Raw genomic sequence first — 12,798 nt, 5'->3', positions numbered from 1 at the left:
TTTTGGAGTGTTTTTTTATCTAAAATTTGTTCTGAATGAAAGATTTTTTGTATCTATTCTTGCTGATTTCAACTCTTTTTCCGAATTATAAGGTAAGGAGGTTTCTATGTATAGCATTTCATTTCAAGATGATATTAGCATAATGCCACGGGAGCGTTTAATGAGAGAAGGAGCTGAAAAACTCAGTAACCAGGAGCTCCTATCAATCTTTCTCAGAACAGGTAACAAAAAAGAAACTGTTTTTCAAGTTTCACAAAGAATTTTATCATCTATTTCTAGTCTGAACGATCTCAAGTATTTAACTTTGCAGGAATTGCAGACTATTTCTGGAATTGGTCCGATTAAGGCTGTGGAGCTGCAGGCTATTATCGAATTAGGGCGTCGGATCAACCGAGCAGAAGTTCTGCAGAAAGAGCAGATTATGGGCAGTCAAAAATTAGCCCAGAAGATGCAGCAAGAGTTAGGAGATATGAGGCAGGAGTGCTTGGTTGCTATTTATCTTAATAGTCAAAATCAAATTCTGCACCAGCAGACTATTTTCATGGGGACGGTCAGCAGAAGCATTGCTGAGCCGAGAGAAATTCTCCACTACGCTCTCAAGCACCTGGCGACATCTATTATACTGGTACACAATCATCCATCAGGCTCAGTCGTTCCTAGCAGAAACGATGATGAAGTGACTCAGCATATGAAAGAAGCGTGTGAGATGATGGGTTTAGTTCTTTTGGATCATCTGATTGTGTCTAGGTCTAACTACTATAGCTACCGAGAAGAGACAGATATGATATAATTTGATTTACTTAAATATAAAAAACTTCTATTCTTGTAGAACAGAAGTTTATCTAGGAATAGAGGCTTTTAAAGAATATTGACAACATAATCAAACAGGGCTAAGTCTCCTTCTCTGGAGCCAAACAAGAACTCAGGGTGCCATTGGACGCCAAGGAAAGGGTTACCGTCAGTAGAAGTGATTGCTTCAATAATCTTATCGCGAGGATCATAGGCGATGACTTCTAGGCCAGCCGCTAAATCCTTGATACTCTGGTGGTGGAAGGAGTTGATTTCTGAAGAAGATCCGTAAATTTCGTGCAGAATAGAACCATTTTTGGTCACCATGCTTTGAGTTGTATACTCAGCAGAGCTATCTTGCCAATGATCTTCAATGTCTTGATGAAGAGTACCGCCTAGGGCGACATTATAAAGTTGGGTTCCGCGGCAGACGGTGAAGATTGGTTTATTTTGACGGCGAGCTTCCTTGATTAAAGCAAGTTCAAAAATATCCCGTTTGAGTAGATAATCATCGCTGTCAATGACTTTTTCTTCTCCATAGAACTGAGGGCATACATTCTGACCGCCAGTGATGATTAATTTGTCAATAATGGAAACATACTGTTTTGCCATTTCTTCATCACCAATTGGCAAAATCATTGGAATTCCGCCAACTTCTTTGACTCCCTCAATGAATCCAGTCGCCGTATAGCTCATATGGATGAAGTGATCGTCTGGGATTTCTCTTTCATTTCCGGTTATTCCAATAATTGGTTTACTCATTGAGTGTTCAATACCTCTTTCAAATTAATGTTCATTTTTTCTCATGAAGTAGAGCAGAGTCTGCAGTTCGCTAGTCAGGTCAACATACTGAACGACCACGTCCTTAGGTAGGGATAGATTTACTGGCGAGAAGCAGAGAATACCTTTAACACCTGCTTGAACTAAGATAGATGCAACTTCTTGAGCTTTTACGCTAGGTACAGTTAGGATGGCAGTACGCACATTTCCTGACTGTATTTTTTCTTTGATTTGGGAAATTCCATAGATAGGAATCCCATCGCTGGTTGTGCTGCCAACTTCTGGATGGTCATCTGTGTCGAAAGCCATTACAACCTTCATTTTATTGCGCTCATGAAAACGATAGTGCAGCAGAGCCCGCCCCATGTTACCGACACCAACAATCATGACATTGGTGATAGCATTGTCATTCAAGAGGTCAGCAAAAAAGTTCATCAATTTCTTGACATCATAGCCAAATCCTCTGCGGCCAAGTTCACCGAAATAAGAAAAATCTCGTCTGACGGTAGCAGAATCAATGCCAATAGCTTCAGCAATTTGCTTGGAGTTGGCCTTCTCAATCTTCTCAGCATTAAACCGTTTAAAAATACGATAGTAGAGCGATAGTCTCTTAGCAGTTGCTCGAGGAATTGTAGTATTTTTTTCAGTTTTCACAAAATCACAACCTTTCTAATTCTATTTTATAGGAAGTTTGTGAAAAAATCAACTAATTAAGGATGTTTGATTTATAAAAAAGAAAATCAGTAATCGCTGGGAATAGTAGCGTTGAAAAACTTAGTCCTGATAGGGACTTAGGTCTAACTGGTACATCTGGCGGTACAAGTCCCCAATTAGCCCTGTAAAAGGCAGCTGGTGTCCCTTATAAGTAACAGAAAGCACCTTGAGCGAGTCAGGAACCGTGACGCAGCCAGAGAAGGCGAGAAGAAATTCGTCGAAGTCTTCATAGGTAAGTATTCGTTTCACCTTATATGAGTCCAAATAGGTCAGTTCAACCATTGTTAATCCTTTCTTTGGGTTCGATTTGAAGAGTCAAAACCAAAAAAGCAAAATTGCGAGAATCTTGCTTATTGTGGTGTCTTTTCAAAAATATTTCTTTCAACCAGGCTATCCATCAAGAAATAGAATTTTTGCTGGATAATGTGATGGTCTTCTGATTTGAAAATATTGACCAAGCGCAGGCCTGATTTATCAGTGATATTGATTTTGAAACCATTCAAATCTTTATTGACGATGATTTTCAGCAGAAAACCATTTCCGCTGTTGGGTACAGATTCCAGCAGACGAGAAAGTTCATAGTTGCCAACCTTGCTTTCAGCGAAAGTATTGTCGCGCAAGGTAAATTTCTTGACATTTGGGTGAAGTGAATAGGTATATTCACAGTTTGCTAAGCTAACAGATGTTTGAAAGGCCATCTTATCCTCCTAAAATTTCTTTTAATTTCTTTGTAAATGATTGAATCTCTTGCAAAGTCGTTTGGTCCGAAGTACTGATCCGAACGGACTCATACAAGCGATTGGAATCCCTGCCATACATAGCCTGCAAGACATGACTGGGTTGTATAGCTCCTGCTGTGCAAGCTGATCCTGTTGAAATGGAAAATCCATTTAAATCCATTTGAAGCAGAAGCAGGTCATTTTTTTGATTGGGAAATCCCAAATTGATGACGTAGGGCAAGCTTGGCTGACTTTCATTTAAGTAATAGTCAATGTCCGATAAGTCAGCAAGTAAGCTGTTTTTTAAGTATTGCGCATGCTCTAGATTTTCCTCTAGATGTTCCATGCTCTCTGACAGAGCCGCCGCCATGGCTGTGATAGAGATTAGATTTTCAGTTCCGGCCCGGTGTTTTTCTTCCTGGTCACCACCGTGCATGAAATTGTCAAAATCCATCTTCTCGGCATAAAGGAAGCCAACGCCTTTGGGACCATGAAACTTATGAGCTGAAGCAGATAGAAAGTCAATTCCAAGCTCGTCAGGGTAGATGGGAAGTTTACCAATTGCTTGGACAGCATCAACGTGAAAAGCAGCAGAATGTTCTTGCAGTAATTCACCAATTTCCTTAATGGGAAGGATAGCACCAGTTTCGTTATTAACTGCCATGACAGATACAAGAATAGTGTCAGGTCTAAGTTCCTTTTTAATTTCCTCCGCTCGAATCTGACCATCCACCGGCTGAACAAAAGTAGCTTCGAAGCCGAATTTGTCTACTAGGTATTCCACTACTTCTAAGACAGCATGGTGTTCAATAGCAGTGGTGACAATATGTTTCCCTCTGTTCTGGTGACGAAGGGCATAGCCTTTGATAGCAGTATTATTGCTTTCAGTGCCGCCTGAAGTAAAAAGAATCTTATTGCTTTGAGTATGCAGGGCTTGAGCAATATCTTCACGCGCCTGTCTGAGCAGTTTACTAGTTTCTCGACCATGGCTGTGCGTACTGGAAGGATTTCCAAAGACAGTCATAGTCTTGGTCATTGCTTGGATTGCAGCGGGGGACAAAGCAGTTGTAGCAGCATTATCTAAATAAATCACTCTGGTTACCTTATTTCTTTTGATAGGCAAAGAGCGGGCTGACTGGTCTTCTTTCTTGGATGCGGACAATAGCATCACCAATCAGTTCACTAGCTGTAATGTAGTGGAGATTCTTAGGTTTTTTTTCTTTGGTATCAACAGAGTCTGTCACAAGAATTTCCCTGATAGGAGAATCATCCAGCAATTCCGCAGCTTTATCCGCAAAGAGACCATGACTGGATACAGCATAGATTTCGACTGCACCTTCGCGACAGACAATTTTAGCTGCTTCAGAGAACGTCCTACCAGTATTTAAAATATCGTCAATCAGAATAGCTTTCTTGCCCTCGACATCTCCGATAATATATCCCTCAGAGCGCCCCGCCTCATCTTCGCCATAATCAATGATAGCGATAGGGGCATCCAGATATTCAGCCAAATTGCGGGCGCGTTTTACACCAGAGTTTTTAGGACTGACGACAACGACATCTTCGCCAGTTAGTCCCTTATTGCAGTAGTGTTTGGCAAAGAGTGGGATAGTGAAGAGGTTATCAACTGGGATATCAAAGAAACCTTGGACCTGCACGGCATGAAGATCCAGAGAAATCACACGATCTACTCCAGCTCCGACGAGCATGTTGGCAACCAATTTAGCTGTGATTGGCTCGCGAGGAGCAGCAGTCCGATCCTGACGGGCATAACCAAAATAAGGCATCACAACATTAATAGTATTAGCACTGGCACGCTTGCAGGCATCCACCATAATCAAGAGCTCCATCAAGTGATTATTGACAGGGAAGCTAGTGGACTGAATGATGTAAATATCATAGCCGCGGACACTTTCTTCGATATTAATCTGAATCTCGCCGTCCGAGAATTGACGGGAGGAAAGTTTTCCCAAAGGAACCCCAGCAGCCTCAGCGATTTTTTCAGCTATGGAATGATTGGAGTTGAGGGAAAAGAGCTTCATATTTTTTTTATCTGACATGAGTTGGACCGTCCTCTTTTTGTCTCTTTTTATATTTAATGCTCTATGAATTTTATTTTTCAATAGGCTTTAAATTGCTACCTTTTATTTTACCAAAAAAAATAGATTATTTCAGCTATTTTGTGGTCTTGGATTTACAAGTTTTCAGAAAATCTTGCTATTTTGCTCTTGCCAGGTTTGTAGTCGATTTTGTGCTGCTTTAGGAAGTCAAGGAAATTTTCCTTTCCTTTTTCGAAATCTTCAACTTCGACTTCGAGTTCGAAGTCTGTTTTGCCCAAGTAGTGACTCTCATCCAGAGCAAGGAGGCCAATTTCGTCTTCTTTTTCATAGCGGATAGTCTCTAGAGAGCCAAGAATCTTCAAGTCTTGGATGGGTATTTCTTTCTGAAGCAGCGTCTCTAAAATCTCACCAGCAGGAAAGATATTGTTCTGTAAAATATTTTCAGTTTCTTCTGGTGTCAGGTTCTGATTGAGTTCCAAGGCTCCGACTTCTTGAGGAATCTTGAGCGTCAGCTCAGCTTCGCGATGCTTAAAAGTTCGTACTCGAAAAGCCATGTGAGCGTGACGAATACTTTGCTGGTCTGATTCGATGTAGTAGTTGGTCTGGCTAACGGGAGTGATGTCAGCAAACAACTGGAGCAAACGGTCGTGCTCTTCTTTGGTCAGCATAGTTTTGAATTCAATTTCTAAGTGAGTCATTTTCATATCCTTTTCTTTTTTTTGAAAGCGATTTATGTTATAATAACAGTTGTGTTTATTTTATACAAAAAATAAATGATATGACAAGGTAAGTGTATGACAATAGAATGGGAAGAGTTTCTAGACCCCTATATTCAAGCGGTTGGAGAGCTGAAAATTAAGCTGCGTGGGGTGCGAAAGCAATACCGCAAGCAGCAGCGTCATTCCCCGATTGAGTTTGTGACCGGGCGTGTCAAGCCGATTGAGAGCATTAAAGAAAAGATGATTCTGCGAGGCATTCGCGAGGAAAATATCGAGCAGGAGATGCAGGATATCGCTGGCTTACGGGTCATGGTCCAGTTTGTCGATGATGTGGATGAGGTTTTAGAAGTCCTGCGAAACCGGACCGATATGCGTATCGTCCAGGAGCGAGATTACATCAAAAACAAAAAAGCCAGTGGCTATCGGAGCTACCATGTGATTATAGAGTATCCAGTTGATACGATTAATGGTCATAGGCTTATTCTGGCTGAAATTCAGATTCGCACCCTTTCGATGAATTTTTGGGCTACGATTGAGCATTCTTTGAATTACAAGTATAAAGGAGAATTTCCCGAGGAAATCAAATGTCGCTTGGAAACCACAGCTAATCTTGCTTATCAGCTGGATGAGGAGATGGGTGCTATCCGTGACGCTATCCAGGAGGCGCAGGCCCTCTTTGACCCTCTTCACCGCAAGTTAAATGACGGTGTGGGAAATAGTGATGATACAGATGAAGAATACAGATAAAAAAATAGCGATTATCCGCAATCGGAAAAGACAGAGCGAACAAGTTTATCAGGATTTGAAGCAGAAGCTGAAACAGAACGGCTTTATTTTAACTCCTAAGAATCCCGACATCGTGATTTCGGTGGGTGGTGACGGCATGTTGCTATCGGCTTTTCATATGTACGAAGAACAGCTGGATCGGGTTCGCTTTGTTGGTGTGCATACAGGCCATCTCGGCTTCTATACGGACTACCGTGATTTTGAACTAGATAAGTTGGTAGAAAATCTCAAATTAGACTCTGGTGCTCAGGTTTCTTATCCAATTTTAAATGTCAAAATCACTTTTGAAAATGGTGATACACGCATTATTCGCGCTTTGAACGAAGCAACAATCAAGCGCTCGGATCGAACTATGGTAGCCGATGTCATTATCAATCGGGTTCATTTCGAGCGTTTCCGTGGAGATGGGATTTCCGTTTCTACTCCTACGGGCAGTACAGCCTATAATAAATCTCTGGGCGGAGCGGTATTGCATCCGACGATTGAAGCCTTGCAAGTGACAGAAATTGCCAGCCTCAACAATCGGGTTTATCGAACTTTAGGATCATCGGTCATTGTTCCCAAAAAGGATAAGATTGAGCTGGTGCCGACCCGCAGTGACTATCACACTATCGCGGTTGATAATCAGACTTTCTCTTTCAAAAACATTGTCCGTATTGAGTATCAGATTGACAATCATAAGATACATTTTGTGGCTTCGCCGAGTCATACCAGCTTTTGGAATCGTGTCAGAGACTCCTTTATTGGAGAGTGCAAGGAATGAGGTTTGAGTTTATTGCCGACGAACATGTCAAGGTGAAGACCTTTTTGAAGCGGCATGAAATTTCCAAAGGCCTCTTGGCTAAGATAAAATTTTCCGGCGGAAACATTCTTGTCAACCATCAGCCTCAGAACGCTATTTATCTCTTGGATATTGGCGATAAGGTGACGATTGACATCCCGTCTGAAAAGGGATTTGAGAGTCTGATGGCTGTTGATAAGGATTTGTCTGTCATCTATGAAGATGAGCATTTCTTGGTTTTGGATAAGCCGGCAGGGGTAGCTAGTATTCCCAGTGTTAATCATTCCAATACTATGGCAAACTTTGTTAAGGCTTACTATATTCGTCATGCCTATGAAAACCAGCAGGTGCATATCGTGACGCGTCTGGATAAGGATACAAGTGGGCTCATGCTCTTTGCCAAGCATGGCTATGCTCATGCCAGATTGGACAAACAGTTGCAGAAGAAGCTGATAGAAAAGCGCTATTACGCTCTAGTTCGGGGGACTGGTGACTTAGAAGAGCAAGGTGAGATTATTGCTCCGATTGGACGCAATCCTGAGAGTATCATTACGAGGCGCGTGACAGAGGATGGCAAGTACGCTCATACCAGTTACAAGGTCATAGAGCGATTTGGAGATGTCTATCTAGTGGATATTCATCTGCATACTGGGCGGACTCATCAAATCCGCGTTCACTTTTCACATATTGGCTTTCCGCTTTTGGGTGACGACCTTTATGGTGGGAGTTTGGAACACGGAATAGAGCGTCAGGCTTTACATTGTCATTCTTTGAAATTTTATAACCCTTTTAGCGGACAGGAAGTTGAGCGTGCCAGTCCTTTGCCAGAAGATTTTAAACAAGTTATTGAGAAATTAAAAGAATAAGAGATAAAGGAGTTTTAAGAAACATGAAAATTTTTGATTCAATTCGTGAAGCCTTGAAGGATAAGGAAGTAAAGATTGTCTTGCCGGAGGGTGAAGAGCCACGGATTTTGCAAGCAACTAAACGTTTGGTGAAAGAAACCGATATTACACCAGTTCTTTTGGGAAATCCTGATAAAATCCGTATTTATCTAGAAATTGAGGGAGTAAAAGAAGGATATCAGGTTATTGATCCTTCAAACTGTTCCTGCTTTGAGGAATTGGTAGAAGCATTCGTTGAGCGCCGTAAAGGAAAAATCACTGCAGATGAAGCACGTCAGTTGCTCAAAGAAGATGTCAACTACTTTGGGGTTATGTTGGTTTACCTTGGTAAGGTTCAAGGGATGGTTTCAGGAGCAATCCACTCTACGGCAGCGACTGTCCGGCCGGCTCTTCAAATCATCAAGACCCTGCCTTGGGTCTCTCGTACTTCAGGAGCTTTCCTCATGGTGCGTGATGACGAACGCTACATTTTCAGTGACTGTGCCATCAATATTGATCCAGATGCCAATGTTTTGGCGGAGATTGCTGTTAACTCAGCCCTAACAGCGCAGATTTTTGGTATTGATCCTAAAGTTGCCATGCTCAGCTATTCAACCAAAGGCTCTGGTTTCGGTGAAAAGGTTGATAAGGTAGTGGAGGCGACTAAACTGGCTCAGGAAATGCGTCCGGACTTGGCTATCGATGGTGAATTACAGTTTGATGCAGCTTTTGTCCCTGCAACAGCGGAGCTGAAAGCACCTGGCAGCCCTGTGGCTGGTCAAGCGACTGTCTTTGTCTTCCCAAGTATCGAAGCTGGAAATATCAGCTACAAAATGGCAGAGCGTTTGGGCGGATTTTCAGCAGTAGGACCTATCCTGCAGGGGCTTAACCATCCAGTTAATGACCTTTCCCGAGGATGTAATGCGGATGATGTTTATAAGCTGACTTTGATTACAGCCAGTCAGGCTGTCGGCCATTATTAAACGATAGGAAGTGATTGGAGGGCGTAAGCTCTCCTATTTTTCTTGCCTTATGCTATACTAGATTTATGTTAGATTTGAAAAAATACGGAATTGAGATGTGGGAGGCAGATAAAATCGCCTCTTTTAGAGAGAAATTATTGACTTGGTATGATGAAAATAAACGTGATCTACCTTGGCGCAGAACAAATAATCCTTATCATATCTGGGTTTCTGAGATTATGCTGCAGCAGACTCGGGTGGACACTGTGATTCCTTACTACGAGCGTTTTCTTAACTGGTTCCCGACTGTAGCTGATTTAGCGCAGGCGCCAGAGGATAGACTGCTCAAGGCTTGGGAAGGGTTGGGATATTATTCGCGTGTGAGAAATATGCAAAAAGCAGCCCAGCAGATAATGACGGATTTCGCTGGAAAATTTCCTGATAGCTATGAAAGAATTGTTAGTCTCAAAGGGATTGGACCTTATACGGCTGGTGCCATTGCTAGTATTGCCTTTGGCTTAGCTGAGCCGGCAGTAGATGGCAATGTCATGCGGGTGCTTAGTCGCTTGTTTGAAGTTGATTTAGATATTGGCCAACCCAGCAATCGTAAGGTCTTTCAAGCCATGATGGAGATTCTGATTGATCCAGACAGACCCGGAGATTTTAATCAAGCGCTGATGGATCTGGGGTCAGATATCGAAGCTCCTGTTAATCCTCGTCCAGAAGACAGTCCTGTAAAAGAGTTCAGCGCAGCCTATTTACACGGAACTATGGATAAATATCCAATCAAAGCACCTAAAAAGAAGCCAGTTCCGGTCTATCTTCAGGGCTTGATTATCGAAAACGAACAGGGACAGTTCTTACTTGAAAAGAATGAGGCTGCTGGCTTGTTATCAGGTTTTTGGCATTTTCCCTTGATTGAAATCGAGGAATTTCAAACTGAAAATCAGATGTCACTCTTTGAGGTGGCAGAAAATCAGCCCAGTCTGGATCTGTCTCCTCAAGAAAGCTTTGAGCAGGATTATGATTTGATTGTTGATTGGCAGCAGCAGTCCTTTTCAAAAGTGCAACATATCTTCAGCCATCGTAAGTGGCATATCCAGCTGGCTTATGGCCGAGTTAAAGATAGCCAGCACGCAGCTGATGGAGAAGTCTTGTGGCTTCATCCAGAAGACTTTGCCAATTACCCCTTTGCCAAACCCCAGCAGAAGATGTGGGAAGCTTTTCAGGAAGTTAAAAATTAGTAAAAAAAATCTGAGACTCTTTTTGTCTCAGATTTTTGAATTGAATCAATTTTATAAGTTTGCAAAAGCTTTAATCTCATCTGCAGTCATAGAAGAATCACAACGAACAGATACTTGGCCGTCTTGAACATGAACAAAACCAGGAACCGTCGGAATGCTGTATTCAGAGCGGAAGGCTTGCAGTTTCTCTAATTCGCTGGCTTCTTCGCTATTGATAAAGAAAATATGCGCCTTAGTATCAGTGACAACGCCAGCAAGAGTAGCAGCGAACTTACGGCAGTAAGGGCAAGTTTTACGACCTACGAAGAAATTTGCAGTCTCTTTGTCGGCAATAGCTTGACGAGCACGGTCAACAGTTGTGACTTCTAAGTCTTTAATATTTTGAGCAAATTGTTCCATAAATAATCCTCATTTCTTTTGATAAAACTAGTATGCCATAAAAAGCAGAAAAATGCTTGATTTGGAAACGAAAAGCCAGAGAATGTGAAGTTCATTCTCTGGTTGATTGGTTGATAGTGTTATTTTACTTGATAAAGGCATTAATCTCTGCTTCAATAGCAGCAATTTTTGCTTGAGCGTCTTCATTGCTATCACCGACAACGGCAATGTAGAACTTGATTTTTGGTTCTGTTCCAGATGGGCGAACAGCAATCCATGAACCATCATCCAAAGTGTATTTCAGCACATCGCTTGGAGGAGTTGTCAGAGCTGTAACAGTACCGTCTGCGGCGGTAGAAGTCTGAGCCTTAAAGTCTTCAGTAACAGAAATAGCAGTAGCGTTGAAATCTTTTGGACCATTGTCACGGAACTTAGCCATGATAGACTTGATTTGCTCAGCTCCATCAACACCGGACAGGGTTACAGAGATAGTCTTTTCAGCAAAGTAACCGTACTCTTTGTAGATTTCTTCAATACCGTCAGCCAGAGTCAAGCCACGTGAGCGGTAGTAGGCAGCAAGCTCAGCCACGACCAAAACAGCTTGGATAGCGTCTTTATCACGTACAAATGGCTTGATCAGATAGCCGAAGCTTTCTTCAAATCCCATCATGTAGGTGTGGTTGTGCTTTTCTTCGAATTCTTGAATCTTTTCAGCGATGAATTTGAAACCAGTCAAGACATTGAACATGGTTGCGCCGTAGCTTTCAGCAATCTTAGTCACCAAGTCAGTAGAAACGATAGACTTGCAGAGAGCTGCGTTAGCTGGCAGAGTTCCAGCACTCTTATGAGCTTCCAAGATGTACTTAGCCATAATGGCTCCGATTTGGTTACCTGAAAGGTTGAGATAGCTGCCGTCTTTTTGCAGAACTTCTACACCGACACGGTCAGCATCTGGGTCAGTTGCAACCAAGACATCTGCACCAACCTTACGACCTAATTCCTCAGCCAAGGCAAAGGCTGCTTGGCTTTCAGGGTTTGGAGACTTAACAGTAGAGAAGTCTGGATCAGCTACAGCTTGAGCTTCAACAACTTCTACAGAATCAAATCCTGCTTGAGCCAAAGCGCGACGAGCCAACATTTCACCAGTACCGTGCAGAGGAGTGTAGACAATTTTCATGTCCTTACCGTATTCATTAATCAGTTTTTGGTTGATATTGACATCTTTAACTTCCTTGAGGTATTCAGCATCAATAGCATCGCCAATCACTTCAATCAAACCAGAAGCTTTTTCAGCTTCAACGTCAGCGACCTCAATAGCAAAAGGATTTTCAATAGCACGGATGTAGTCAGTCAATGCATCTGCATCATGCGGAGGCATTTGTCCGCCGTCTTCACCATATACCTTGTAGCCGTTAAATGGAGCAGGGTTGTGGCTGGCCGTAATCATGATACCAGCAAAAGTTCCTAAATGACGTACCGCAAATGAAAGTTCCGGAGTTGGGCGCAGACTTTCAAAGACATAGGACTTGATGCCGTGCTTAGCTAAAACAGCAGCAGATTCAAAGGCAAATTCTGGTGAGAAATGACGGGAGTCGTAAGCAATCGCAACACCGCGTTTTTTGAACTCATCACCTTTTTCTTCAATCAAGCGAGCCAAACCTTCGGTTGCCTGACGGACAACATAAATATTAATACGGTTGGTACCAGCGCCAATTAAACCACGCATACCAGCAGTACCAAACTCAAGATTGGTGTAAAAGGCATCTTCCTTAGTTTTTTCGTCCATACTATTCAAGTCTTCGCGAAGATAGTCAGGAAGTTCAGCATAATCAAGCCATTTTTTGAAGTTATCTTGATAAGTCATAGGTTGAGTCTCCTTTATTTTTGAAATGAAGAGATGGAAATTTTAGTAAAAAATCCTGCTCTTAAATTTTCTTAATCGCTTTCATTGTAGCATATTTTGATTAATTTTGAAAGAGGTT

At 42.1% G+C, this 12,798-nt stretch carries 15 protein-coding genes; 6 read left to right on the top strand and 9 right to left on the bottom strand.

All coding sequences use genetic code 11. From position 1 onward, the window contains the following. The first annotated feature begins 106 nt into the window (after positions 1 to 106). Positions 107 to 790, top strand: coding sequence for a RadC family protein (gene radC, locus HMPREF9389_RS02725; protein WP_002930545.1), 684 nt, complete (start codon positions 107 to 109; stop codon positions 788 to 790). Between the two features lie 68 nt (positions 791 to 858). Here radC and HMPREF9389_RS02730 read toward each other — a convergent pair whose 3' ends face one another. The 7 genes from HMPREF9389_RS02730 to HMPREF9389_RS02760 all read right to left on the bottom strand — a co-directional run bounded on the left by HMPREF9389_RS02730 (position 859) and on the right by HMPREF9389_RS02760 (position 5,760). Further along, positions 859 to 1,551: a gamma-glutamyl-gamma-aminobutyrate hydrolase family protein gene (locus HMPREF9389_RS02730; RefSeq protein WP_002930541.1), complete on the bottom strand. Its 693-nt coding sequence runs from the start codon at positions 1,549 to 1,551 to the stop codon at positions 859 to 861. Between the two features lie 24 nt (positions 1,552 to 1,575). Continuing rightward, entirely contained in the window at positions 1,576 to 2,223 is a 648-nt protein-coding gene (locus HMPREF9389_RS02735) for a redox-sensing transcriptional repressor Rex (RefSeq protein WP_002930539.1), read from the bottom strand. Between the two features lie 120 nt (positions 2,224 to 2,343). Continuing rightward, entirely contained in the window at positions 2,344 to 2,565 is a 222-nt protein-coding gene (locus tag HMPREF9389_RS02740) for a DUF4649 family protein (protein WP_002930537.1), read from the bottom strand. Positions 2,566 to 2,633: 68 nt separating this feature from the next. Beyond that, positions 2,634 to 2,981, bottom strand: a complete 348-nt coding sequence (locus tag HMPREF9389_RS02745) for a DUF1831 domain-containing protein (protein WP_002902952.1) — start codon at positions 2,979 to 2,981, stop codon at positions 2,634 to 2,636. 1 nt (position 2,982) lies between these two features. Further along, on the bottom strand, positions 2,983 to 4,095 hold the full coding sequence (locus HMPREF9389_RS02750; protein ID WP_032906568.1) for a cysteine desulfurase family protein: 1,113 nt from the start codon (positions 4,093 to 4,095) through the stop codon (positions 2,983 to 2,985). Between the two features lie 10 nt (positions 4,096 to 4,105). Beyond that, positions 4,106 to 5,062, bottom strand: a complete 957-nt coding sequence (locus HMPREF9389_RS02755; protein ID WP_032906565.1) for a ribose-phosphate diphosphokinase — start codon at positions 5,060 to 5,062, stop codon at positions 4,106 to 4,108. A 134-nt stretch (positions 5,063 to 5,196) separates the two neighbouring features. Continuing rightward, complete coding sequence (locus HMPREF9389_RS02760) at positions 5,197 to 5,760, bottom strand: CYTH domain-containing protein (protein WP_328261981.1); 564 nt, start codon at positions 5,758 to 5,760, stop codon at positions 5,197 to 5,199. Between the two features lie 96 nt (positions 5,761 to 5,856). Between HMPREF9389_RS02760 and HMPREF9389_RS02765 the strand changes: the two genes are divergently transcribed. The 5 genes from HMPREF9389_RS02765 to mutY all read left to right on the top strand — a co-directional run bounded on the left by HMPREF9389_RS02765 (position 5,857) and on the right by mutY (position 10,438). Next, the gene (locus tag HMPREF9389_RS02765; protein WP_002930530.1) at positions 5,857 to 6,528 is read left to right on the top strand and encodes a GTP pyrophosphokinase; all 672 of its coding nucleotides are present in this window, start codon (positions 5,857 to 5,859) and stop codon (positions 6,526 to 6,528) included. Beyond that, the gene (locus HMPREF9389_RS02770; RefSeq protein WP_002930523.1) at positions 6,503 to 7,330 is read left to right on the top strand and encodes an NAD kinase; all 828 of its coding nucleotides are present in this window, start codon (positions 6,503 to 6,505) and stop codon (positions 7,328 to 7,330) included. The genes HMPREF9389_RS02765 and HMPREF9389_RS02770 overlap by 26 nt, the downstream gene beginning before the upstream one ends. Further along, on the top strand, positions 7,327 to 8,214 hold the full coding sequence (locus tag HMPREF9389_RS02775; protein WP_002930521.1) for an RluA family pseudouridine synthase: 888 nt from the start codon (positions 7,327 to 7,329) through the stop codon (positions 8,212 to 8,214). The genes HMPREF9389_RS02770 and HMPREF9389_RS02775 overlap by 4 nt, the downstream gene beginning before the upstream one ends. Before the next feature lie 23 nt (positions 8,215 to 8,237). Further along, positions 8,238 to 9,215, top strand: a complete 978-nt coding sequence (gene pta, locus HMPREF9389_RS02780; RefSeq protein ID WP_002900314.1) for a phosphate acetyltransferase — start codon at positions 8,238 to 8,240, stop codon at positions 9,213 to 9,215. A gap of 65 nt (positions 9,216 to 9,280) precedes the next feature. Next, positions 9,281 to 10,438 (top strand): A/G-specific adenine glycosylase, encoded by a 1,158-nt coding sequence (gene mutY, locus HMPREF9389_RS02785; RefSeq protein ID WP_002930519.1) that lies wholly within the window; start codon positions 9,281 to 9,283, stop codon positions 10,436 to 10,438. Between the two features lie 51 nt (positions 10,439 to 10,489). On the opposite strand, the gene HMPREF9389_RS02790 is transcribed toward mutY, so the two are convergent. Both HMPREF9389_RS02790 and HMPREF9389_RS02795 read right to left on the bottom strand, forming a co-directional pair. Then, positions 10,490 to 10,837, bottom strand: coding sequence for a thiol reductase thioredoxin (locus tag HMPREF9389_RS02790; RefSeq protein ID WP_002930517.1), 348 nt, complete (start codon positions 10,835 to 10,837; stop codon positions 10,490 to 10,492). 124 nt (positions 10,838 to 10,961) lie between these two features. Continuing rightward, positions 10,962 to 12,680: a phospho-sugar mutase gene (locus tag HMPREF9389_RS02795; RefSeq protein WP_002930515.1), complete on the bottom strand. Its 1,719-nt coding sequence runs from the start codon at positions 12,678 to 12,680 to the stop codon at positions 10,962 to 10,964. Positions 12,681 to 12,798 lie beyond the last annotated feature (118 nt).

Origin of the sequence: Streptococcus sanguinis SK355, from assembly GCF_000212855.1 — a bacterium.
Lineage (GTDB): Bacteria > Bacillota > Bacilli > Lactobacillales > Streptococcaceae > Streptococcus > Streptococcus sanguinis_A.
The sequence above is the reverse complement of the archived record's forward strand: the minus strand, read 5'-3'. Positions and strand labels throughout refer to the sequence as shown.

What these genes read in the sequence shown, in the direction of transcription:
- HMPREF9389_RS02775 (WP_002930521.1), top strand. Translation starts at nt 7,327, where the DNA reads ATGAGGTTTGAGTTTATTGCCGACGAACATGTCAAGGTGAAGACCTTT.
- HMPREF9389_RS02755 (WP_032906565.1), bottom strand. Translation starts at nt 5,062, where the DNA reads ATGTCAGATAAAAAAAATATGAAGCTCTTTTCCCTCAACTCCAATCAT.
- HMPREF9389_RS02765 (WP_002930530.1), top strand. Translation starts at nt 5,857, where the DNA reads ATGACAATAGAATGGGAAGAGTTTCTAGACCCCTATATTCAAGCGGTT.
- HMPREF9389_RS02790 (WP_002930517.1), bottom strand. Translation starts at nt 10,837, where the DNA reads ATGGAACAATTTGCTCAAAATATTAAAGACTTAGAAGTCACAACTGTT.
- HMPREF9389_RS02760 (WP_328261981.1), bottom strand. Translation starts at nt 5,760, where the DNA reads ATGACTCACTTAGAAATTGAATTCAAAACTATGCTGACCAAAGAAGAG.
- mutY (WP_002930519.1), top strand. Translation starts at nt 9,281, where the DNA reads ATGTTAGATTTGAAAAAATACGGAATTGAGATGTGGGAGGCAGATAAA.
- HMPREF9389_RS02795 (WP_002930515.1), bottom strand. Translation starts at nt 12,680, where the DNA reads ATGACTTATCAAGATAACTTCAAAAAATGGCTTGATTATGCTGAACTT.
- radC (WP_002930545.1), top strand. Translation starts at nt 107, where the DNA reads ATGTATAGCATTTCATTTCAAGATGATATTAGCATAATGCCACGGGAG.
- pta (WP_002900314.1), top strand. Translation starts at nt 8,238, where the DNA reads ATGAAAATTTTTGATTCAATTCGTGAAGCCTTGAAGGATAAGGAAGTA.
- HMPREF9389_RS02730 (WP_002930541.1), bottom strand. Translation starts at nt 1,551, where the DNA reads ATGAGTAAACCAATTATTGGAATAACCGGAAATGAAAGAGAAATCCCA.
- HMPREF9389_RS02745 (WP_002902952.1), bottom strand. Translation starts at nt 2,981, where the DNA reads ATGGCCTTTCAAACATCTGTTAGCTTAGCAAACTGTGAATATACCTAT.
- HMPREF9389_RS02740 (WP_002930537.1), bottom strand. Translation starts at nt 2,565, where the DNA reads ATGGTTGAACTGACCTATTTGGACTCATATAAGGTGAAACGAATACTT.
- HMPREF9389_RS02770 (WP_002930523.1), top strand. Translation starts at nt 6,503, where the DNA reads ATGATACAGATGAAGAATACAGATAAAAAAATAGCGATTATCCGCAAT.